This window comes from Hydrogenophaga sp. T2, assembly GCF_049843535.1.
GTDB lineage: Bacteria > Pseudomonadota > Gammaproteobacteria > Burkholderiales > Burkholderiaceae_C > Hydrogenophaga > Hydrogenophaga crocea.
In genome coordinates this window covers 295,819-316,251 of record NZ_JBBHZJ010000003.1, presented here as the reverse complement: position 1 = coordinate 316,251, position 20,433 = coordinate 295,819, and the positions used below count along the sequence as shown (strand labels likewise).

Annotated in this window: 19 protein-coding genes; 8 read left to right on the top strand and 11 right to left on the bottom strand. The window is 70.5% G+C overall.

What is annotated here, in order from left to right; genetic code table 11:
- Window positions 1-6 precede the first annotated feature (6 nt).
- The 10 genes from WDZ95_RS08535 to WDZ95_RS08490 all read right to left on the bottom strand — a co-directional run bounded on the left by WDZ95_RS08535 (window position 7) and on the right by WDZ95_RS08490 (window position 11,298).
- Window positions 7-978 (bottom strand): hypothetical protein, encoded by a 972-nt coding sequence (locus WDZ95_RS08535; protein ID WP_166227595.1) that lies wholly within the window; start codon window positions 976-978, stop codon window positions 7-9.
- A 253-nt stretch (window positions 979-1,231) separates the two neighbouring features.
- On the bottom strand, window positions 1,232-2,236 hold the full coding sequence (locus WDZ95_RS08530) for a hypothetical protein (RefSeq protein WP_425777712.1): 1,005 nt from the start codon (window positions 2,234-2,236) through the stop codon (window positions 1,232-1,234).
- A 24-nt stretch (window positions 2,237-2,260) separates the two neighbouring features.
- Window positions 2,261-3,187, bottom strand: coding sequence for a hypothetical protein (locus WDZ95_RS08525; RefSeq protein ID WP_425777710.1), 927 nt, complete (start codon window positions 3,185-3,187; stop codon window positions 2,261-2,263).
- Window positions 3,188-3,368: 181 nt separating this feature from the next.
- Window positions 3,369-4,565, bottom strand: coding sequence for an ABC transporter substrate-binding protein (locus WDZ95_RS08520; protein ID WP_425777708.1), 1,197 nt, complete (start codon window positions 4,563-4,565; stop codon window positions 3,369-3,371).
- 97 nt (window positions 4,566-4,662) lie between these two features.
- Window positions 4,663-5,829 carry an ABC transporter substrate-binding protein gene (locus WDZ95_RS08515; protein ID WP_425777707.1) on the bottom strand — a complete coding sequence of 389 codons (1,167 nt, stop codon included), beginning with the start codon at window positions 5,827-5,829 and terminating at the stop codon, window positions 4,663-4,665.
- A gap of 25 nt (window positions 5,830-5,854) precedes the next feature.
- Window positions 5,855-7,711: an AMP-dependent synthetase/ligase gene (locus tag WDZ95_RS08510; RefSeq protein WP_425777705.1), complete on the bottom strand. Its 1,857-nt coding sequence runs from the start codon at window positions 7,709-7,711 to the stop codon at window positions 5,855-5,857.
- 3 nt (window positions 7,712-7,714) lie between these two features.
- On the bottom strand, window positions 7,715-8,503 hold the full coding sequence (locus WDZ95_RS08505) for an ABC transporter ATP-binding protein (RefSeq protein ID WP_425777703.1): 789 nt from the start codon (window positions 8,501-8,503) through the stop codon (window positions 7,715-7,717).
- Window positions 8,500-9,327, bottom strand: coding sequence for an ABC transporter ATP-binding protein (locus WDZ95_RS08500; RefSeq protein WP_425777701.1), 828 nt, complete (start codon window positions 9,325-9,327; stop codon window positions 8,500-8,502). The genes WDZ95_RS08505 and WDZ95_RS08500 overlap by 4 nt, the downstream gene beginning before the upstream one ends.
- A gap of 8 nt (window positions 9,328-9,335) precedes the next feature.
- On the bottom strand, window positions 9,336-10,412 hold the full coding sequence (locus WDZ95_RS08495; protein ID WP_425777699.1) for a branched-chain amino acid ABC transporter permease: 1,077 nt from the start codon (window positions 10,410-10,412) through the stop codon (window positions 9,336-9,338).
- Between the two features lie 10 nt (window positions 10,413-10,422).
- Window positions 10,423-11,298 (bottom strand): branched-chain amino acid ABC transporter permease, encoded by an 876-nt coding sequence (locus WDZ95_RS08490; RefSeq protein WP_166227578.1) that lies wholly within the window; start codon window positions 11,296-11,298, stop codon window positions 10,423-10,425.
- A 167-nt stretch (window positions 11,299-11,465) separates the two neighbouring features.
- Here WDZ95_RS08490 and WDZ95_RS08485 point away from each other — a divergent pair, with 167 nt between their 5' ends.
- From WDZ95_RS08485 to WDZ95_RS08460, 6 genes are all read left to right on the top strand, one after another.
- Window positions 11,466-12,860, top strand: a complete 1,395-nt coding sequence (locus tag WDZ95_RS08485) for an acyclic terpene utilization AtuA family protein (RefSeq protein ID WP_425777696.1) — start codon at window positions 11,466-11,468, stop codon at window positions 12,858-12,860.
- Window positions 12,857-13,237 (top strand): AtuA-related protein, encoded by a 381-nt coding sequence (locus tag WDZ95_RS08480; RefSeq protein ID WP_166227574.1) that lies wholly within the window; start codon window positions 12,857-12,859, stop codon window positions 13,235-13,237. The genes WDZ95_RS08485 and WDZ95_RS08480 overlap by 4 nt, the downstream gene beginning before the upstream one ends.
- A gap of 79 nt (window positions 13,238-13,316) precedes the next feature.
- The gene (locus WDZ95_RS08475; RefSeq protein WP_425777694.1) at window positions 13,317-14,114 is read left to right on the top strand and encodes a crotonase/enoyl-CoA hydratase family protein; all 798 of its coding nucleotides are present in this window, start codon (window positions 13,317-13,319) and stop codon (window positions 14,112-14,114) included.
- Between the two features lie 55 nt (window positions 14,115-14,169).
- Window positions 14,170-14,910: a type 1 glutamine amidotransferase gene (locus tag WDZ95_RS08470; RefSeq protein ID WP_425777692.1), complete on the top strand. Its 741-nt coding sequence runs from the start codon at window positions 14,170-14,172 to the stop codon at window positions 14,908-14,910.
- Window positions 14,911-14,939: 29 nt separating this feature from the next.
- Window positions 14,940-16,535 (top strand): L,D-transpeptidase family protein, encoded by a 1,596-nt coding sequence (locus tag WDZ95_RS08465; RefSeq protein WP_425777690.1) that lies wholly within the window; start codon window positions 14,940-14,942, stop codon window positions 16,533-16,535.
- Window positions 16,532-17,095: a YcbK family protein gene (locus WDZ95_RS08460; protein WP_425777688.1), complete on the top strand. Its 564-nt coding sequence runs from the start codon at window positions 16,532-16,534 to the stop codon at window positions 17,093-17,095. The genes WDZ95_RS08465 and WDZ95_RS08460 overlap by 4 nt, the downstream gene beginning before the upstream one ends.
- Window positions 17,096-17,108: 13 nt before the next feature.
- Here WDZ95_RS08460 and WDZ95_RS08455 read toward each other — a convergent pair whose 3' ends face one another.
- The gene (locus WDZ95_RS08455; RefSeq protein WP_166227564.1) at window positions 17,109-17,558 is read right to left on the bottom strand and encodes an acyl-CoA thioesterase; all 450 of its coding nucleotides are present in this window, start codon (window positions 17,556-17,558) and stop codon (window positions 17,109-17,111) included.
- Between the two features lie 35 nt (window positions 17,559-17,593).
- Here WDZ95_RS08455 and WDZ95_RS08450 point away from each other — a divergent pair, with 35 nt between their 5' ends.
- Both WDZ95_RS08450 and WDZ95_RS08445 read left to right on the top strand, forming a co-directional pair.
- Complete coding sequence (locus WDZ95_RS08450) at window positions 17,594-19,444, top strand: ABCB family ABC transporter ATP-binding protein/permease (RefSeq protein WP_425777686.1); 1,851 nt, start codon at window positions 17,594-17,596, stop codon at window positions 19,442-19,444.
- Window positions 19,445-19,454: 10 nt separating this feature from the next.
- Window positions 19,455-20,378 (top strand): LysR substrate-binding domain-containing protein, encoded by a 924-nt coding sequence (locus tag WDZ95_RS08445; protein WP_166227560.1) that lies wholly within the window; start codon window positions 19,455-19,457, stop codon window positions 20,376-20,378.
- The last annotated feature ends 55 nt before the right edge of the window (window positions 20,379-20,433 follow it).

Here is a 20,433-nt window from a genome sequence, read left to right as displayed (position 1 = left end):
CGCCCCTCAGGTCGGCCCCAGCACGCGGTCGAGGCCGCGGCGCAGGGCGTTCGACAGGGCCTCGCGCAGCGAGGGCGCGGGCAGCGGCACGACCACGGTGTCGTCGGCCAGCGCGAGCAGCTGGCGCGCGCGGGGCCGGGCGAGCGGCCACCAGGGGCGGGGCGTGTGGCCCATCACGAGCGTGCCCGGGGCGCTGCGTGCGAGGTGGGCTTCGAGCTCGGTGGGCACGTCGCCGAACAGCACGGTGTGGCCGGGGGCGCAGCCGGTGGTGCGCAGCGGTTCGGCCAGGGCTTCGATGGCGCGGTGGGCCTGCACACGGCGCTCGCGCAGCATGTGGTCGAACACGGTCAGGGCCACGCTGTCGTTCGGGTCGTCGGGCGGCAGCCAGGTGTGCAGCACGTGCACCAGCCGCAGCGGGCGCTGCGCCGCGAACACGCGCGCCCAGGGCAGCAGCGCGGACTCGGCCGGGTCGAGCCGGGTGAGGCAGTGCACGGCTTTGTGGCCGTTGCCGTTCGTGGGCGCGCGGCGGATCACCCACACCGGGCCGGTGCGCGCGCGCAGCAGTGGCGTGAGCAGCCGCTCGGCGAGGCCACGGCCGCGGCCGTGCGGGGCCGGGCCCGCGTCGACCAGGCAGGTGAGGGTGGCGCTGCGGGCCAGGCGCAGCAACTCGGCGCGCTGGCGCACGGGGGTGTCCACCACGTCCACGGCGAGTGCGTGGCGTCGCCGCAGCGCGCGGGCGCGTTGCTGCAGCCGCGCGAGCGGATCGCCCGGCGCGGGATGGCCGGGGTCGGCGCAGTAGGCCAGGCGCAGCCCGGTGTCGAGCGAGCGTGCGAGGCGCGCGGCCTGGTGCAGGTGCTCACCGGTGCCGGCGCGCAGCGGGGTGAGCACCAGCAGCGGTGGGCGGGGCGGGGGTTCGGGAACGTGGCGGGGGCGCGGCTGTGCGCCCGGCGCGCGCTCGTGCCGGAGCGTGAGAGACACGGGGGACTCCTTCCAGGGGCCGCGACCGCACGGCGGTCAGGCCAGGGCTACGCACGGGGTGTCAGGGCCCGGCGATGGAAGGAATGTGCAGAGGGGGGAGGGGAGCGATCGCCGGGCTCAGGAATGTGCGGCCATGGGGCATCGGCCGCGAAGGGCCATGCACGGGCCTGAGCAGGGGCGTGCGGCCACCGTGCGCAGCGCGTGGGGGCTGGCGAAGTCGGGGGTGGCCGGGGTGCAGGTCATGCGCGCGAGTCTAGTGTGAATCGAATGTCGCACGCGAGCGCGGGGCTGTTTGCGGCACGAGGCCCACCCGGGCCTGGGCCTGCGCGATCAGCGTCTGCTGTTCCTCGGTGGGCGCCAGGCCTTGCAGGTGCAGGCCGTGTTGCACGCGGTTGCGGTACTGCAGCACGAGCCGGTTGTCGCGCTGCGCCAGGGCCCGGGCGAGGGCCTGGGTGTCGTGGTCCAGCGCGCTGCGCGGGTCGGGCTCGTGGCGCTGCGCCGCCGCGGTAGCGCGCGCGATGGCCCAGGCCCGGCCCACGAGTTCGCGGCCCGGGGGTTCTAAGGCGCTGGCGTCGGGCCGCTGCTGCTGCGCCTGTTCGCACAGGGCCGCGAACGCATTCAGCGCGGGCCGCAGGCGCTCGAGCCCTGCCAGCGTCTGGTGGCCCGAGAGCAGCAGGGCGGTGAACGCCGCTTGCAGCCGGTCGACGAGCAGGAGCGCCCAGGCCGTTGCGGGATCGGCGCCTTCGTGCACCCAGCGCGCGAGACAGGCCAGGCCTTCGCCGATCCAGCGGGGAGGGGCATCGCTCAGCGGACCCCAGAGATCGAGCGCGTCGAAGCGCTGCATAAGCAGGGCCACGTCGTCGGGCATGGCGATGCGCGGTGCGCCGCCGGCCCGCTCGTGCACCGGCGCAGCGTCGGCCTCGGGACGCGCGCGGGGGTCGCAGACGAAGCGTGCGCGTTCGATCTGTGCGGGCGCGATGGGCAGGCACACGCCGGGGTCGTCGTGGTGCGCCTGCAGCCGCCGGATTGCGTCGTTGAAGGCCTCGGCCTCGGTGATCAGGCGCTCGAGCGCCGGCGGCGTCAGGCGCGGCCCGAACATCGCGTGGGTGAGCTGGTTGCGCCGCCGCAGGTGGTTGCCGAGGTCGGCCAGCCACGGGGGCTGCAGCGGCGCGGGCGGTGGCTGCCACATCGGCCCCGATGGGGCCCGGGCTTGGGCCTGGGACGGCGGCAGGCCGTGGAGCGAAGAGGAGCGTTTCATGCGAACACGCCGGCGACGGCGGCCTCAGAAGGGCAGGGGGGTGGGCCAGCGCTCGGCCAGGCGATCGAAGGCCGACCATTGCAGCTGCACGATCCAGCCCGCGACCGGGGCCTGCGGGTGCTCGGTCTGGAACTGGCGCAGCGCCAGCACGGCCTGATCGACCTGGGTGTTGTCTTCGAGTGCGCGCTTCAACCTGAAGGCCAGGGCCTGCATCTGGCTCGCGGTGTCGAAGCCCTCGGGGTGGGGTGCCTGACATGGAGCGAAGGGCTCGATCGGGTCGCTCAGCCGGCGCTTCAAGGGGGGCCGGGCGCTCGGCAGCGGCATCAGCGCCTGTGCGTTGAGCACGGGCCTGCGCGCCAGAAGGCCTCGCACATCGGCGGGGCAATAGGTTGCATAGGCCTGCCTCCAGGCGGCCTGCTCGATCGTTGCGAAGGTGTGCGGGTAGCGGTGTTGTGCGCGCTCGCACTGCTGCTTGAACCGGGTGAGCAGTTGCCGGGTTCGGATCCAATGCTCGGCGGTCTTCTCGCGCGCCATCAGGGCGCGCAGGGCCTCGTCCATCTGCTGGTGCAGCGCCTGCATGCGCCACAGCGGGCAGTGCGGGTCGCTCAGACAGCCCTGGATATTGTTCAGGCCGTTCTCGATGCGGCTCACGAGCTGCAGCGTCTGCATGGGCGTGGGAGCGCCGGCGCCGGACCGGGTTTGCGGTGGCGAAACGGACCGCGCTGCCGGGGGTTCGCTGGCCGTCGTCGGCGTGTTGTCGGGTGCGTCGGCCTGAATCGGCCAGCCGCCGTCCGGGTCGAGCGGCTGCGGCGTGCGGGGCGTGGTGAGCAGGTTGCTCAGGTCGGTGGGGCGCCGCGCGGATGGCGCGGGCTGCTTCGGCGGCGAGTGCGACGGCGAATTCGACGGGGAATGGCTGGCTTGCTTCGAAAAAGAGAGCGAGATGTGGTTCATGCCTGGGCGGTTGGGGTGGGCGGAGGGTGCGCGCGATGGCACCTTGGCGCCTGAGTGCCTGTGGCGCTGACCGGGTTCCCCCGGGGGCATCCGCCAGGGGCGAAAAAAAACCGCCGGGGCTCGCGCCGCGGCGGTGTCTGCGCATGGCCCGTGGGCCGGGCAGCGCGGGCTTCGTTCGGGTTTACTTCGAAGCGTTGGTGTTCATGTACTCGGTGGTGACCTTCCAGCGGTTGTCCACCAGCTGCGACATGCGCGTGGCGTTGCTGCCCAGGCGTTTGGTGGGGCTGAAGGTCATCTCGGCGCTGCCGAAGATGTCGGGCGGGATGGTCATGGTGTCCATGGCCTTGATGAAGCTGTCGGTGGTGAGGTTGTTGCCCGCCTTGGTGGCCGCGCGGATGAAGGCGTCCATGGCGCTGTAGCCATACACCGAGAACACCGTGGGCTCTTCGTTGAACTTGGTCTGGTACTTGGTGGCCCAGAAGCGGATCGGCTGCGAGGCCGAGTCGAGGTAGGGGTGCTGCACCGTCATGGTGGCGTACAGGCCGTTCATGGCGGGGCCGCCGAGCTTGTGGATCAGGTCGGTGTAGGCCGCGCTCGAGCCGATGAAGGTCGGGTTGAAGTTGAGCCGGCGCGCGGTGGCGATGGCGCCGATGGTCTCGCGGATGATGGTGCCCAGCACCACCATGTCGCACTGCTCGGACGCGAGCTTCTGCATCTGCGAGGCGAAGTCGGTGGCGCCGCGCTTGTAGGTGGTCTCGGCCGCCATCGCCATGCCCGCGGCCTTCAGGCCGTCTTCGGCGCCGCGCTTGACTTCCAGGCCGAACTCGTCGTCCTGGTACATGGCGCAGATCTTCTTCGAGCCCTTCTCCTTGGCGAGCATGGGCACGGCCACGCGCATCTGGTCGTAGTAGGTGGCGGCGAAGCTGTACTTGAGCTTGTGGAAGGGCTCGTACATCTCGCGCGCGGCCGTCACGGGGAAGAAGTTGATGACGTTCTTCTGGAACTGCACCGGCATGGCGGCCATGTTCTGCGCCGTGCCGATGTGGCCGATCATGGCGAAGATCTTGTCCTGGTTGACCAGCTTCTGCGCCGCGAGCACCGCGTTGCGCGGGTCGTACTTGGAGTCTTCGACGATGAGCTTGATCTTGCGGCCGTTGAGGCCGCCCTGCTCGTTGGCTTCGTCGACGCGCAGCATCATGCCCAGGCGCACCTGCTTGCCGAAGCCCGCGATCGGGCCCGAGAGGTCTTGAATGGAGCCGAGGACGATCTCGTCCTTGCTCACGCCCTGCGAGGCCTGCGCGTGCGCGCCGGTGGCCAGGGGCAGGGTGGCGGTCAGCACGACGGCGGCGCCGATCAGGCCCGATGGAATCTTCTTCATTGCCGATGTCTCCTGAGGTGTGGTCCCCGCGGGGATGATGGGCCGTTTCACCGGCCCGGTGATGCGGAAAAACCCTTCCCGGCGCCGTGCGCCGGGCTCACTGGGTCACGTAGTCCGAGATGACCTTCCAGCGGCCGTCCTGGATCTGCGACAGGCGCACCGCCATGCTGCCGATGCGCTTCTGCGGCGAGTAGGTGAGCTGTGCGGTGCCGAAGATGTCGGGCGGCACGGTCATGCTGTCCATGGCCTTCACGAAGCTGTCGGTGCTGAGGTTGGGACCGGCCTTGCCCGCGGCGCGCGCGAACAGGTCGATGGCGTTGTAGCCGTACACCGAGAAGACGTTGGGGTCTTCGTTGAACTTGGTCTGGTATTTGTTGGCCCAGAAGCGGATGGGCTGGGAGGCCTCGTCGAGGTAGGGGTGCTGCGTGCCCATGGTGGCGTACAGGCCGTTCATGGCCGGACCGCCGAGCTTGTGGATCAGGTCGGTGTAGGCGGCCTGCGTGCCGAAGAACACCGGGTTGAAGTCCATCTTGCGCGCGGTCGCGATGGTGCCGATGGTCTCGCGGATGATGGTACCCAGCACCACGAAGTCGCAGTTGGAGGCCTTCATGCGCGCGACCTGCGAGGCGAAGTCGGTGGCGCCGCGCTTGAACGAGGTCTTCTCCACCAGCTGCATGTTCACGGCCTTGAGGCCTTCTTCGGCGCCGCGCAGCACCTCGAGGCCGAACTCGTCGTCCTGGTAGATCGCGCAGACGGCCTTGGGCTTCTTCTCTTTCACGATCTGCGGCAGGAACACGCGCACCTGGTCGTAGTAGGGCGTGGCGTTGGCGAACTTGAGGCGGTGCAGCGGCTCGAACATCTCGCGCGCGGCCGTCACGGGCATGAAGTTCACCACGTTCTTCTGGAACTGCACCGGCATGGCGGCCATGTTCTGCGCGGTGCCCAGGTGGGCCACCATGGCGAAGATCTTGTCCTGGTTGACCAGCTTCTGCGCCGCCAGCACGGCGTTGCGCGGGTCGTACTTGCTGTCCTCGATCTGCAGCCGGATCTTGCGGCCGTTGATGCCGCCCTGCTCGTTGATCTCGTCCACGCGCAGCAGCATGCCCAGGCGGATCGATTTGCCGAAACCGGCCAGCGGGCCCGAGAGGTCTTGAATGGAGCCGAGGACGATCTCGTCCTTGCTCACGCCCTGCTGCGGCTGGGCCAGGGCGACGCCGGCGGCGAGGGTGAGCGCAAGGGCGGTCAGGGTGTGGCGAAGGGTCATGGAAGGGGACTCCGGTGAGACCGCGTCAGCGGTACATGGCTTCGATCTGCTCGGCGTACTTCTGCTGCACCAGCTTGCGCTTGAGCTTCATGGTGGGCGTGAGCTCTTCGTCTTCGGCGCTGAGCTGGGTGTCGAGCAGCCAGAACTTCTTGACCTGCTCGACGCGCGCGAATTTCTTGTTGGCCGCGTCGATCACGTCCTGGATCAGCTGCTGCACCTCGGGCGCGCGCGTGAGGCTGGCGTAGTTGGAGAACGGGATGTCGTTGTCCTGCGCGAATTTCTCGACGTTCTCCTGGTCGATCATGATGATCACCGTGAGGTACTTGCGCTGGTCGCCGATGACCACCGCGTCGGTGATGTAGGGCGAGAACTTGAGCTCGTTCTCGAACTCGCTGGGCGTGATGTTCTTGCCGCCCGCGGTGATGATGATGTCCTTCATGCGGTCGGTGATGCGGAAGAAGCCGTCCGCGTCGACCGTGCCCACGTCGCCGGTGTGCAGCCAGCCGTCGGCGTCGAGCGTTTCGGCGGTCTTCTCGGGCAGGTTCAGGTAGCCCATGAACACGTTGGGCCCGCGCACCAGGATCTCGCCCGTGGCGGGGTCGAGCCGCACCTCGTTGTACTGGGCCGCGGGGCCGATGCTGCCGGGCTTGATGCGGTCGGCCGGGATGCCGGTGGACGCGCCGCAGGTCTCGGTCATGCCCCAGACCTCGAGCATGGGCACGCCCAGCGCGAGGTACCAGCGCACCAGGTCGGGCGAGATCGGCGCTGCGCCCGTGACGAGGAAGCGCGAGCGGTGGATGCCGATGAGCTTGCGCACGTTGTCCAGCGCGAGCAGCCGCGCGAGCTTGAACTGCAGCTTCAGGCTCTCGGGCACGGGCTCGCCCTTGAGCACGAGGTCGGCCACGCGCTGCCCCACGCCGATGGCCCAGGCGTAGGTGGCCTGCTGCACCGGGCCGGCTTCCTTGAGCGCGATCATCACGCCCGAGTAGAACTTCTCCCACACGCGCGGCACGGCGGTGAACACCGTGGGCGCGATCTCGCGCACGTTCTCGGGCACGGTCTCGGGGTTTTCGACGAAGTTGAGCTTGGCCCCGGTGTAGAGCGAGAAGTACTCGCCGCCCATGCGCTCGGCGATGTGGCACAGCGGCAGGAAGCACATGCACTCGTCGTTCTGGTCGCGCGAGATCAGCGTGTTGTAGCCGCGCACGGTGTAGACCAGGCCCTTGTGCGAATGCATGGCCCCCTTGGGCTTGCCCGTGGTGCCCGAGGTATAGACCAGGATCGCGAGGTCTTCGGGCTTCACGCCGGCCACGCGCTGCGCCAGCTCGCCCGCATGCGCCTTCAGGTGCTCGCGGCCCAGCGCGCGCAGCGCGTCCAGGCTCATCACCTGCTCGTCGCGGAACTCGCGCAGACCGTCCATGTCGACCACCACGATCTTGCGCAGCAGCGGCAGGCGATCGCGCACCTCGAGCGCCTTGTCGAGCTGCTCGTCGTCTTCCACGAACAGCACCGTGGTGCGCGAGTCTTCGCACAGGTAGTGCACCTGCTCGGCCGCGTCGGTGGGGTAGATGCCGTTGGCCACGCCGCCCGCGCTCAGCACCGCGAGGTCGGCCAGCACCCATTCGATGGTGGTGTTCGACAGGATGGACGCGGTCTCGCGCGGCGCGAAGCCCAGCGCCATCAGGCCGTGCGCGATCTCGCGCACCGCGGCGCCGGTCTGGTCCCAGGTCCAGCTGCGCCAGATGCCGAAGTCCTTCTGGCGCATCCACACGTGGGGGCCGCGCGCCTTCACGCCATTCCAGAACATCGCGGGAATGGTCTCGCCTTCGAGCACCACGCGGGTCTCGGGTTGGATGTGAGAGAGGTCCCAGAGGTTGCTCATGCCTTATCTCCAGTTCTTCTTTTTCTTCCAGCGCCGGTCGGCCCGCACGCCCTGTTCCTTCATGCCGAGGTAGAACTCCTTGATGTCGTCTTTCTCGCGCAGGCGGGCGCAGGTGTCTTCCATCACGATGCGGCCGTTCTCGAGCACATAGCCGTAGTCGGACGCGTTGAGCGCCATGTTGGCGTTCTGCTCGACCAGCAGGATGGTGGTGCCGCGCTCGCGGTTGATGCGCACCACGATCTCGAAGATCTCCTTGGTGAGCTTGGGCGACAGGCCCAGGCTGGGCTCGTCGAGCAGGATCAGGTCGGGGTTGGCCATGAGCGCGCGGCTGATCGCGAGCATCTGCTGCTGGCCGCCCGAGAGCAGGCCGGCGTCCTGCGCGGCGCGCTCTTTCAGGATCGGGAAGTAGGCGAACACCGCTTCCATGTCGCGCGCCACGCCCTCGCGGTCCTTGCGGGTGTAGGCGCCCATGAGCAGGTTGTCGCGCACGCTCAGCAGCGGAAACACCTCGCGCCCCTCGGGCACGTGCAGCAGGCCCTGCTGCACGATCTGCGCCGGGTCTTGCGCGGTGATGTTCTCGCCCTTGAACTCCACCGTGCCCTTGCGCGGATCGATGATGCCGCTGATGGTCTTGAGGATGGTGGTCTTGCCCGCGCCGTTGCTGCCCAGCACGGTGGCGATCTCGCCGCGGCGCACCTGCAGGCTCACGCCGCGGATGGCCTTGATCGGGCCGTAGGCGCTCTCCACGTTGGAGAGCTTGAGAACGGGCGCGTCGGAAGTGGGCACGCTCATGCGGACACCTTGGCGTTTTCGCGGCGCAGGCTGGACACGTCGTCCACGCTGCCCAGGTAGGCCTCGATCACGCCCGGGTGGCTTTGCACCTCGGCCGGCGTGCCGGTGGCGAGCTCGGTGCCCATGCTCATGGCGAGCACGCGGTCGGACACCTTGGAGACCAGGCTCATGTCGTGCTCGACCATCAGCACCGTGATGCCGAGCTCGTTCTTGATGTCGGTGATCCAGAAGGCCATGTCCTCGGTCTCTTCCACGTTCAGGCCCGAGGAGGGCTCGTCGAGCAGCAGCAGCCGCGGCTCGGTGCACAGCGCGCGCGCGAGCTCGACCACCTTGCGCACGCCATACGGCAGGCCGGCGACCATGCTCTCGCGGTGGTGCTGCAGGTCGAGCAGGTCGATCACGTGCTCGACGCGCTCGCGCGCTTCGATCTCGGCAGCGCGCGTCTTGCGCGTGAAGAAGATCTCGCTCCACAGCCCGGTCTGGCGGTGCGTGTGGCGTCCGATCAGCAGGTTCTGCAGCACGGTGGCGTGTTCGAACAGCTCGATGTTCTGGAAGGTGCGCGCGATGCCCAGGCCCGCGATCGCGTGCGGCGGCTGGTCGGTGAGCCGCAGCGCGCCGTTCGGGCCCGCGTAGTCGATGCTGCCGGTGGTGGGCGTGTAGATGCGGCTGATGAGGTTGAACACCGTGGTCTTGCCCGCGCCGTTGGGGCCGATCAGGGTGAAGACCTCGCCCTTCTTCACGTCGAAGCTCACGTTGTTGACCGCGAGCACGCCGCCGAAGCGCACGCTGAGGTTCTTCGCCGAGAGCAGGGTGTCGTCGTTCATGGTGCTGCTCATTTCAGGCGGTCCGATTTCTGGAACGACTTCTGCCGCTTGAACATGCCCTTGCGGTAGAACGGGAAGAGCTGGAAGTAGGTGCGAACCTTGAGCCAGCGGCCGTACAGGCCCATGGGCTCGAACAGCACGAAGGCGATCAGCACCAGGCCGTAGACCGTGCCCTGCAGGCCCGCGGCCTGGCCGATGGCGTCGGGCAGGTGGTCCTTGCCGAGCGCGATGAGCTGCGGCATCACGATCAGGAAGATCGCGCCCAGGAAGGCGCCATGGATCGAGCCCAGGCCGCCGATCACCACCATCAGCAGCAGGTCGATCGACTGGATGATGGAGAACTGCTCGGGCGAGAGGAACTGGATCTTGTGCGCGTAGAGCGCGCCGCCCAGGCCCGCGAGCGCGGCCGACAGCGCGAACGACAGCGTCTTGTAGCGCGCGAGGTGGATGCCCATGCTCTGTGCCGAGATCTCCGAGTCGCGGATGGCCACGAAGGCGCGGCCGGTGGGCGAGCGCATGAGGTTCACGATCGCCAGCGTGCTCGCCACGCACACCACCAGGCACAGGAAGTAAAAGCTCTGCGTGGTGTCGAGCGCCCAGCCGAAGAGCTGCGGGTAGTTGACCATCAGGCCCTTGTTGCCCCCGGTCACCGATTCCCAGCGCGCCAGGCCCTCTTCGACGATGAAGCCGAAGGCCAGCGTGGCCATGCCCAGGTAGATGCCTTTCACGCGCAGCGCGGGCAGGCCCACCACCACACCCACCGCCGCGGCCAGCAGGCCCGCGCAGACCAGCGCGATGGGAAAGGGCACGCCCGCGTTCACCAGCACCGCCTGGGTGTACGCGCCCACGCCGAGGAAGGCCGCGTGGCCGAGCGAGAACAGGCCGGTGAAGCCCGCGAGCAGCATGAGCCCCAGGCCCACGATGCCGTAGATCAGCACGAAGGTGAGCTGCGCGAGCCAGTACTCGTCGATGGCCCAGGGCGCCACCGCCAGGAACAAGCACAGCAGGCCGTACCAGAACACGTGGCCGCCGTGCTTGGCGAGGCGGATGTCCTGGTCGTAGTTCGTCTTGAAGAGAAAGCGCATGGGATCGGCCTCAGACTTTCTTGCGCAGCTTTTCGCCGAACAGCCCGTTGGGCTTGAGCACCAGCATCAGCAGCACCACGATGTAGGGCGCGATGTCCTTGAAGCCTTCGGGCAGGTAGAAGCCGGCCACCGCCTCGACGATGCCGATGATCAGCCCGCCCACGATGGCGCCGGGCAGGCTGCCGAAGCCGCCCACCACCGCGGCCGGAAAGGCCTTGAGGCCGATGAAGCCCATGTTGGCGTGCACGAAGGTGATGGGCGCGAGCAGCAGGCCCGCGATCGCCGCCACGCCCGCGGCCAGGCCCCACACCAGGCCGTTGAGCCGCTTCACGGGGATGCCCATGTAGTAGGCCGCGAGCTGGTTCTGCGACGCCGCCTGCATGGCGATGCCGAGCTTGCTGTAGCGGAACATGGCGAACAGCAGCGCGCACAGCAGCGCGGTGGCGCCGATCACCACGATCTGCTCGGCCGAGATCACGAGCGCGCCGAGGTTGAGCACCTGGCCCGCGTAGGGCACGGGCAGCGTGTGCGTTTCGGTGCCGATGTTGGGGATCATGGTGATCAGCCCGCGCAGCGTGTAGCCCACGCCGATGGTGAGCATGACGATGGAGAAGGCGGGCTGGCCCAGGATGGGGCGGATCACCAGCCGTTCGAGCGCGATGCCGAACGCCGCCATGCCCAGGATCGCCGCGATCACCGAGAGCCAGAACGGAAAGCCCAGCAGGGTCATGGTGAGCAGGCCGCCGAAGGCGCCCACCATCATGAGATCGCCCTGCGCGAAGCTCACCGTTTCGGTGGCCTTGTAGATGAGCACGAAGCCCAGCGCGATGAGGCCGTAGATGCACCCCTGCGCCGCCCCGCTGATCAGCAGTTGCAGCAGTTGCACGAAGCTGTCTCCTGTCGTTGTATTCCCGGGCTTGTTGGCGGCACTGCTGCAACGATGGGAGCAAGGCCACGTGCCCGGGTGCCGGGATTTATAGCTGTCGTGCCCGGGACTGCCGCTAGGGGTTGTCCCCCATCGGGAGTCGCGCACGCGCCATGAAGATGGCGTGCATGAAAACCGTGCGCATCGGCGCGGGCCTGGGTTTCTACGGAGACGCCTGGGAGCCCATCGCCGCTTCCATCGAACGCGGCGGCGTGCAGTTCATCGCGAGCGATCACCTTGCCGAACTCACGCTGGCCATCCTGCAGAAAGACCGCCAGCGCGACCCGGCCCTGGGCTATGCGCGCGACGTGGTGCCGCTGCTGCTGCGCCTGTGGCCGCTGATGCAGCGCCACGGCGTGCGCTTCGTGTGCAACGCGGGCGGGCTCAACCCGCAGGGCGCGGCGCAGGCCGTGCTCGCGGCCTTCGCGGCCAAGGGCCTGAAGGCGCGCATCGCGGTGGTCACGGGCGACGACGTGCTGCCGCGGCTGCAGGGCGACGCGGCCGACTTCCCCCATTTGTTCAGCGGCGCACCGGTTCAGGGCGTGCGCGAGCGCCTGGTGTTCGCCAATGCCTACCTGGGCGCGGCGCCCATCGTGCAGGCGCTGGACGCGGGCGCGCAGATCGTGATCACCGGCCGCGTGGCCGACGCCGCGCTGTTCCTCGCGCCCGCGGTGCACGCGCTGGGCTGGACGCTGCAGGGCGCGACCGCCGCGCGCGACCTCGACCGGCTCGCGCAGGGCCTCACCGTGGGCCATCTGCTCGAGTGCTCGGGCCAGGGCAGCGGTGGCAACTTCGGCGCGCAAGGCCACTGGCAGACCATTCCCGATCTGGCGCACATCGGCTACCCGATCGCCGAGGTGGCGGAAGACGGCAGCGCGCTCATCACCAAGGCGCCGGGCACGGGCGGGCGCATCAACTTCGACACCGTGCGCCAGCAGCTGCTCTACGAGGTGCACGACCCGCACGCGTACCACAGCCCCGACGTGGTGCTCGACATGGGCAGCATCCGGCTCGACGACCTGGGGCAGGACCGCGTGCAGCTCACGGGCGCGCGCGGCCGTGCGCCGGGCGAGCGGCTCAAGGTGGTGGCGGGCTACCGCGACGGCTACAAGGCCGAGGTCACCTGGGGTTTCTCGTGGCCCGACGCCTGGGACAAGTCGCAGCGGGCGCAGGCCACCATCCGCACGCTGCTGCAGGAGCGCCGCGTGCCGCACGACGAGCTCTATGTGGAGCACCCGGGCTTGAATTCGGCGCACGGCCCGCTCGCGCCGCTGCCCGCGGCGGACGCGCTCAACCAGCTCAACGAGGTGTGGACGCGGCTGGTGCTGCGCACGCCCGAGAAGGCGGCGGCCGAGGGCTTCGGCCGCCTGTTCCCGTGGATGGGCCTGAGCGGGCCGGCCTACACCTGCGGCTTCACGGGCCTGCACAACGTGAGCGAGCTGCTGGGCATCTGGCCCACGCTGGTGGACCGGGCGGCGGTGGAGGCGGGCGTGACAGTGGAACTGATGGGGGCGCCTTCATGAGCCGCATCCGCGTTCCCCTCGCGCGCCTGGCCCACGCGCGCAGCGGCGACAAGGCCGACTGGGTCGACTTCGGCCTGTTCGCCTGGAACGCCGCGGGCTACGCGATCCTCGAGCGCGAGGTCACGGCCGAGCGCGTGCGCGCGCACTTCGCCCCCTGGCTGCCCGGCGAGGTGAACGCCTGGCCGCTGCCCAACATCCTTGCGCTCAAGTTCGTGCTCAAGGGCGCGCTGCAGGGCGGCGGCGCGCGCAACCTGCGGCTGGACAACCTGGGCAAGGCCATGGCCGCGGCGCTGCTGCGGCTGGAGATCGAGGTCGATGCGGCCGAGCTCGACGCCGCGCTCAATGCCCCCCGCGTGGGCTGGTGGGGCGAGGCATGACCCCCACGCTCCACCGCTGCGCGGGTCGCTGCCCCCCGAGGGGGCTGATCCCCCTTGGGGCGGCCCGGCGGGGGATCGCATGAACGCGGCGGTGCACACCGAAGTGATCGACGACATCCACGTCGTCACCCTCGACCGCCCCGCCGTTCGCAACGCGGTCGACAGCGACACCGCGCGCGCGCTGCACGCGGCCTTTCTCGCCTTCGAGGACGACCCGCTCGCGCGCGTGGCCGTGTTCCACGGCGCGCACGGCCATTTCTGCGCCGGCTGGGACCTGCAGTTCGGCGCGCGCGCCGCGCAGGGCGGGCAGGGCGGCGCACTGGCCGACCTCGACTTCGACAGCGCCGACGCGCGCGCGATCGGGCCCATGGGCCCGTCGCGGCTGCGCCTGTCCAAGCCCGTGATCGCTGCCGTGAGCGGCGCGGCCGTGGCCGGCGGCATGGAGCTCGCGCTCTGGTGCGACCTGCGCGTGATGGAAGACGACGCCTATTTCGGCGTCTACTGCCGCCGCTTCGGCGTGCCGCTGATCGACGGCGGCACCGTGCGCCTGCCGCGCCTGATCGGCATGGGCCATGCGATGGACCTGATCCTCACCGGCCGCAAGGTCGAGGCCGCCGAAGCGCTGCAGATGGGCCTGGCCAACCGCGTGGTGCCGCGCGGCCAGGCGCGCGAGGCCGCGATCGCGCTCGCGCGCCAGCTCGCGGCCTTTCCGCAGGCCACGATGCTCGCCGACCGCGAGAGCGCCCACGCGCAGTGGGACCTGCCGCTGGGCGAGGCGCTGCAGCAGGAATGGCAGCGCGGCAAGGCGCGCATTCCCGACGCGCTCGACGGCGCGCAGCGCTTCGCCGCGGGCGAGGGCCGACACGGTCGGTTCTGAGCCGCGCGGCGCGATTGGCCCCGTGGCCGGCGCGGCGCCTGCCTAGCATCGCGCCATGGCTGCTTCCGTTTCTGCCCCCGTTCACGACGTGCTGGTGCTGCAGCACACCCTCGAAGACCACCCCGCCTACCTCGGCCAGTGGCTGGACGCCCAGGGCGCCGACTGGCAGGTGTTCTGCACCGAGGCCGGCCAGGCCTACCCCGCGAGCGTGGCGCCCTACCGCTCGCTCGCGGTGCTGGGCGGCGAATGGAGCGCCAACGACGAGCGCCCCAGCCTGCGCCAGGCCGAGGCCCTGATCCGCGAGGCCGACGCGCTCGGCGTGCCCGTGCTCGGCCATTGCCTGGGCGGCCAGCTCATGGCGCGCGCCTTCGGCGGCCGCGTGGTGCGGCTGCCGCAGCCCGAAGTGGGCTGGCTGCCCATCACGCTGCACGACACGCCCGCCGCGCGCGCCTGGTTCGGCGGGCCGCGCCAGGCCACCGTGTACCAATGGCACTACGACGGCGTCGTGGACCTGCCCGCGGGCGCCGAGTGGCTGGCTTCGTCGCCCGCGTGCCCGCACCAGGCCTTCGCGCTCGGCATCCACCTGGCCATGCAGTTCCATGTGGAGATCACGCCGCCCAAGATCGCCGACTGGCTGGCCGCGCCCGGCGACGTCTACCCCGGCGCGATCGCGCGCCACCCCGATTCGGTGCAGCCGCCCGAGGCCATGCGCGCGGCCACCGCGCGCCACCAGGCCGGCAGCGAGGCGCTGGCCGACGCGATCTACGCGGCCTGGCGCGCGCGCTGGCGGCGCTGAGCCTGCCGGGCCGGGACCACAATCGCGCCATGCCGCCGTTTGCACCCCGCTGGAGCCGCCGCGCCTGGTTGCAGGCCGCGGGCGGGCTCGCGGCCTGGCCCGCGCTGGGAAGCACGCAGGCCCAGGCCCAGGGTCCAGCGCCGGCCGCGCTGCCCACGCACTGGCCCGAGGCCCCGGCGCGCGAGGCCCTGGCCCTGCTGGCCGCGGCCGGCGAGCACGGCCTGGACCCGGCCGACTACGGCACCGACGCGCTCGCGCAGCGCCTGCCCGCGGCGCTGGCCGCGCCCGAGGGGCCCGAGGCCGCGGCTTTCGCGCGCGCGCTCAACGCCGCGATGCTGCGGCTGCTGCACGACCTGGCTTTCGGCCGCATCGACCCGCGGCAGATCCACCACCGCTTCAGCGTGGCGCCGCGCGAGGGCTTCGACCCCGCCCAGGCGCTCGCGGCCGCGCTGGCCCGCGGCCGGCCGGCCGATGCGGTGCGCGCCGCGCTGCCGCCGCTGCCCTTCTACGGCCAGTTGCAGGGTGTGCTGGCGGGCCTGCGCGCGCTGGGCGATCCGCCCGCGTGGGCGCAGCCGCTGCCCGCGCTGCCGCGCCCCGCCGGCGCGCGCCAGCCCAAGCTGGAGCCGGGCGCCGCCTGGCCCGGCCTGCCGCTGCTCGCCCAGCGCCTGGTGCTGCTGGGCGACCTGCCCGCGTCCGCGCCGGTGCCGGCGCGGCTCGAAGGACCGCTGCTGGACGCGCTCAAGGCCTTCCAGGACCGCCACGGCCTTGCGCCCGACGGCGTGATCGGCGCCGGCACGCGCGCCGCGCTCGAGGTGCCACCCGCGGCGTGCGCACGCCAGGTCGCGCTCACCCTGGAGCGGCTGCGCTGGACGCCGCTGTTCCTCGGCCCGCGCATGATCGTGGTCAACATTCCCGAGTTCGTGCTGCGCGCCTACGAGGTGGTGGACGGTCGCATCGCGGTGCGCCTGCAGATGCGCGTGATCGTGGGCGAGGCGCTCGACCACGAAACCCCGCTGTTCGACGAGCGCCTGCGCAGCATCGAGTTCAGCCCGTACTGGAACGTGCCGCCCTCGATCGCGCGCGCCGAGCTGGTGCCGCGGCTGCGCCGCGACCCGGGCCACTGGGCACGCCAGGGCTTCGAGTTCGTGACCGGCGACGGCCGGGTCGAGACCGCCCTGAGCCCGGCCGGGCTCGACGCGGTGCTGGCGGGGCGCTCACGCATCCGCCAGCGCCCGGGCCCGGCCAACGCGCTGGGCGACATCAAGTTCGTGTTCCCCAACCGCGACAACATCTACCTGCACCACACGCCCTCGGTGGGCCTGTTCGCGCGCGAGCGGCGCGATTTCAGCCACGGCTGCATCCGCGTGGAAGACCCGGTGGGCCTGGCCCGCTTCGTCATGGACGGCATGCCCGGCTGGGACGAAGACCGCATCCGCGCGCAGATGGCGGCCGGCACATCCACCCACGTGGCCCTGCGCGAACCGCTGCCGGTGCTGATCGCCTATGCCACGGCGCTGGTCGCCCAGGGCCGCCCGCGCTTCCTGCCGGACGTGTATGGTCTGGACGCGCGGCTTCAGGCCGCGCTCGACGCCCGCCCCCGAACCCCGCCCGAGACCGCCCGATGAAGCCCTGCCCACCGCGCACCGCCACCCGCCGCCACGTGTTGCGCACCGGCCTCGGTGCGGGCCTGGCCGTTCCGCTGCTCGCGCTGCCCGGGCGCGTGTGGGCCGCGCCGGTGCGCGAGCTCGCGCTCGACCACCTGCACACCCACGAACAGATCGATGTGGTGTACGCGCGCGGCGACGCCTACCTGCCCGAGGCCCTGGGCCGGCTCGACCACTTCCTGCGCGACCATTACTCGGGTGCGGTGGGCCACATCGCCCCCGGCCTGCACGACCTGCTGCACGCGCTGCGCCGCGTGCTCGCCACCGACCGGCCCTACCAGGTGATCTCGGGCTACCGCTCGCCGGTCACCAATGCCCACCTCAAGGCCACGCGCGGCGGCGGCGTGGCCACGCGCAGCCTGCACATGGACGGGCTCGCGATCGACGTGCGCATGGCCGGTGTGCCGCTGGCCGACCTGCGCGACGCCGCCTGGTCGCTGCAGGCCGGCGGCGTGGGTTACTACCCGCGCGAGCAGTTCGTGCACGTGGACATCGGCCGCGTGCGGCGCTGGGGCGGTTGACGCCGGGGCCGGCTCAATCCGGCGCTTTCCACTCCGCCCGCGCCTCGTCGGGGATCGGCCGGGGCCGGCCTTCGCGGTCGATCGCCACGTAGGTGAGGCTGGCCTCGGTGACCTTCACGTACTGGCCCTGCGCCGAAAAGCGCTCGGCGAACACCTCGACCATCACCGTGATCGAGGTGCGCCCGATGCGCGTGACGTGCGAATAAAAGCTCAGGATGTCGCCCACGCGCACCGGCTGCTTGAAGACGAACTGGTTCACCGCCACCGTGGCCATGCGCCCGCGCACGTAGCGCGCCGGCAGCACGGCGCCGGCCAGGTCGACCTGGGCCATGACCCAGCCGCCGAAGATGTCGCCATTGGCGTTGCAGTCGGCCGGCATGGGGATCACCTTGAGCACCAGCTCGCGGTGGTCGGACGGCAGCGCGGGCAATGGCGCGTTGGCGGCACTTGAATTGGGGGGCATGGGCACAATCTCCGGTAACCCGCGAATTCTCCCGCATGCGCCCCGACAACCCCACCCAAGGCCGCGTGGCCCTGCCCCACGCCACCGCCCCCGGCGAAGCCGCGCCCGCGCGCCGCTCCGACTGGGCCACCCTCCAGCGTCTGCTGCCCTACCTGTGGGAGTACAAATGGCGTGTGCTCGCCGCGCTCGCGTTCATGGTGGGCGCCAAGGTGGCCAACGTGGGCGTGCCGGTGCTGCTCAAGCAGCTGGTCGACGCCATGAGCATCAAGCCCGGCAGCGCCGAGTCGCTGCTGGTGGTGCCGGTGGCGCTGCTGATCGCCTACGGCGCGCTGCGCCTGTGCACCAGCCTGTTCACCGAGCTGCGCGAGCTGGTGTTCGCCAAGGCCACCGAGGGCGCCACGCGCCGCATCGCCCTGGAGGTGTTCGGCCACCTGCACGGCCTGAGCCTGCGCTTTCACCTCGAACGCCAGACCGGCGGCATGACGCGCGACATCGAGCGCGGCACGCGCGGTGTGCAGTCGCTGATCTCGTACTCGCTCTACAGCATCGTGCCCACTTTGATCGAGGTGCTGCTGGTGCTCACGCTGCTGGGCACGCAGTTCGACATGGGCTATGCCTGGATCACGCTGGGTGCGCTGGTGCTGTACGTGACCTTCACCGTGACCGTGACCGAGTGGCGCACGCAATTCCGCCGCCGCATGAACGAGCTCGAGTCGACCAGCCAGAGCAAGGCCATCGATTCGCTGCTGAACTACGAGACGGTCAAGTACTTCAACAACGAGGCCTTCGAGGCGCAGCGCTACGACGAGTCGCTGCAGAAGCTGCGCCGCGCGCGCCTGCTGAGCCAGCAGACGCTGTCCATGCTCAACGCGGGGCAGCAGCTCATCATCGCGGTGGCGCTGGTGCTCATGCTCTGGCGCGCCACGCAGGGCGTGGCGGCGGGCACGCTCACGCTGGGCGATCTGGTGATGGTCAACGCCTTCATGATCCAGCTCTACATCCCGCTGGGCTTCCTGGGCGTGCTCTACCGCGAGATCAAGCAGAGCCTGACCGACCTCGACAAGATGTTCGTGCTGCTCGAGAAAGACCGCGAGATCGCCGACGCGCCGGGCGCGTTGCCGCTCGCGCTCGACGGCCCGCCCACCATCCGTTTCGAGAACGTGCGCTTCTCGTACGAGCCCGCGCGCGAGATCCTGCACGGCATTCACTTCGAGATTCCTGCGGGCAAGACGGTGGCGGTGGTGGGGCCCTCGGGTTCGGGCAAGAGCACGCTGGCGCGCCTGCTGTACCGCTTCTACGATGTGAGCAACCGCGACGAGGGTGGCCGCATCACCCTCAACGGCCAGGACATCGCGCAGGTCACGCAGGGCAGCGTGCGCGCGGCCATCGGCATCGTGCCGCAGGACACGGTGCTGTTCAACGACACCATCGAATACAACATCCTCTACGGCCGGCCCGAGGCGGGCCACGAGGCCGCGGTGGCCGCCGCGCGCGCGGCGCACATCCACGGTTTCATCGAGCGGCTGCCACAGGGCTACCAGACCCTGGTCGGCGAGCGCGGCCTCAAGCTCTCGGGCGGCGAGAAGCAGCGCGTGGCGATCGCGCGCACTCTGCTCAAGAACCCGCCGGTGATGATCTTCGACGAGGCCACGAGCGCGCTCGACTCGGCCAACGAACGCGCGATCCAGGCCGAACTGCGCAGCGCGGCCGCGAACAAGACCACGCTGGTGATCGCGCACCGCCTGTCCACCGTGGTCGACGCGCACGAGATCCTGGTGCTCGAACACGGCCACATCGTCGAGCGCGGCTCGCACGCGCAACTGCTGCAGCAGGGCGGCGCCTACGCGCGCATGTGGGCACTGCAGCAAAGCGGCGCCGACACATAATCCGCGTCCTATGGAAACCAAGTGGCTTGAAGACTTCGTGAGCCTGGCCGAGACGCGCAGCTTCAGCCGTTCGGCGCAACTGCGGCACGTGACCCAGCCGGCCTTCTCGCGCCGCATCCAGTCGCTCGAGGCCTGGGCCGGCACCGACCTGGTGGACCGCTCGTCCTACCCCACGCGGCTCACGCCCGCAGGCCAGACGCTGCACGAGCAGGCGCTCGAGATCCTGCAGGCGCTCAACGGCACGCGGCTCATGCTGCGCGCGCACACCGCGGCGGCGCAGGACGTGATCGAGTTCGCCGTGCCGCACACCCTGGCCTTCACCTTCTTCCCGCAATGGCTCTCGGGCCTGCGCGAGGCCGTCGGCCCCGTGAAGAGCCGGCTGATCGCGCTCAACGTGCACGACGCCGTGATGCGCCTGGTGGAAGGCAGTTGCGACCTGCTGATCGCCTACCACCACGCGGCGCAGCCGATCCAGCTCGACCCCGCGCGCTACGAGATGTTGCCGCTGGGCAGCGAGCAACTCGCGCCCTACGTGAAGCCCAACGCCCAGGGCGCGCCGATGTACGCGCTGCCGCCGGCGAATGGCCTGCCCCAGCCTTACCTGGGCTATGCGCCGGGCGCCTACCTGGGCCGCGTGGTCGAGCACCTGCTCAAGGACTCGCCGCTGGCCGCGCAGCTCGACCGCGTGTACGAGACCGACATGGCCGAGGGCCTGAAGGCCATGGCGCTCGAAGGCCACGGCATCGCCTTCCTGCCTTCGAGCGCGGTGCGCAACGAGCTCGCCGCGCGCCGCCTCGTGCCCGCGGCCGACGGCCTGCAGCTCACGCTCGACATTCGCCTCTACCGCGCCCGGCCGCTCGACGCGAACAAGGGCAAGCGCGCGGTGGCCAGCTTCTGGAACCGCCTGAGCGACCTGCTGGCGACCAAGGGCTGAAATGCCGCCAATGCGGTAGCGACCTGGCGGCGCAGGCTGCCTAAGGTGCGGCCCT

What these genes read in the sequence shown, in the direction of transcription:
- WDZ95_RS08480 (WP_166227574.1), top strand. Translation starts at nt 12,857, where the DNA reads ATGAGCCGCATCCGCGTTCCCCTCGCGCGCCTGGCCCACGCGCGCAGC.
- WDZ95_RS08520 (WP_425777708.1), bottom strand. Translation starts at nt 4,565, where the DNA reads ATGAAGAAGATTCCATCGGGCCTGATCGGCGCCGCCGTCGTGCTGACC.
- WDZ95_RS08445 (WP_166227560.1), top strand. Translation starts at nt 19,455, where the DNA reads ATGGAAACCAAGTGGCTTGAAGACTTCGTGAGCCTGGCCGAGACGCGC.
- WDZ95_RS08465 (WP_425777690.1), top strand. Translation starts at nt 14,940, where the DNA reads ATGCCGCCGTTTGCACCCCGCTGGAGCCGCCGCGCCTGGTTGCAGGCC.
- WDZ95_RS08500 (WP_425777701.1), bottom strand. Translation starts at nt 9,327, where the DNA reads ATGAACGACGACACCCTGCTCTCGGCGAAGAACCTCAGCGTGCGCTTC.
- WDZ95_RS08495 (WP_425777699.1), bottom strand. Translation starts at nt 10,412, where the DNA reads ATGCGCTTTCTCTTCAAGACGAACTACGACCAGGACATCCGCCTCGCC.
- WDZ95_RS08510 (WP_425777705.1), bottom strand. Translation starts at nt 7,711, where the DNA reads ATGAGCAACCTCTGGGACCTCTCTCACATCCAACCCGAGACCCGCGTG.
- WDZ95_RS08525 (WP_425777710.1), bottom strand. Translation starts at nt 3,187, where the DNA reads ATGAACCACATCTCGCTCTCTTTTTCGAAGCAAGCCAGCCATTCCCCG.
- WDZ95_RS08515 (WP_425777707.1), bottom strand. Translation starts at nt 5,829, where the DNA reads ATGACCCTTCGCCACACCCTGACCGCCCTTGCGCTCACCCTCGCCGCC.
- WDZ95_RS08530 (WP_425777712.1), bottom strand. Translation starts at nt 2,236, where the DNA reads ATGAAACGCTCCTCTTCGCTCCACGGCCTGCCGCCGTCCCAGGCCCAA.
- WDZ95_RS08450 (WP_425777686.1), top strand. Translation starts at nt 17,594, where the DNA reads ATGCGCCCCGACAACCCCACCCAAGGCCGCGTGGCCCTGCCCCACGCC.
- WDZ95_RS08460 (WP_425777688.1), top strand. Translation starts at nt 16,532, where the DNA reads ATGAAGCCCTGCCCACCGCGCACCGCCACCCGCCGCCACGTGTTGCGC.
- WDZ95_RS08505 (WP_425777703.1), bottom strand. Translation starts at nt 8,503, where the DNA reads ATGAGCGTGCCCACTTCCGACGCGCCCGTTCTCAAGCTCTCCAACGTG.
- WDZ95_RS08485 (WP_425777696.1), top strand. Translation starts at nt 11,466, where the DNA reads ATGAAAACCGTGCGCATCGGCGCGGGCCTGGGTTTCTACGGAGACGCC.
- WDZ95_RS08475 (WP_425777694.1), top strand. Translation starts at nt 13,317, where the DNA reads ATGAACGCGGCGGTGCACACCGAAGTGATCGACGACATCCACGTCGTC.
- WDZ95_RS08455 (WP_166227564.1), bottom strand. Translation starts at nt 17,558, where the DNA reads ATGCCCCCCAATTCAAGTGCCGCCAACGCGCCATTGCCCGCGCTGCCG.
- WDZ95_RS08470 (WP_425777692.1), top strand. Translation starts at nt 14,170, where the DNA reads ATGGCTGCTTCCGTTTCTGCCCCCGTTCACGACGTGCTGGTGCTGCAG.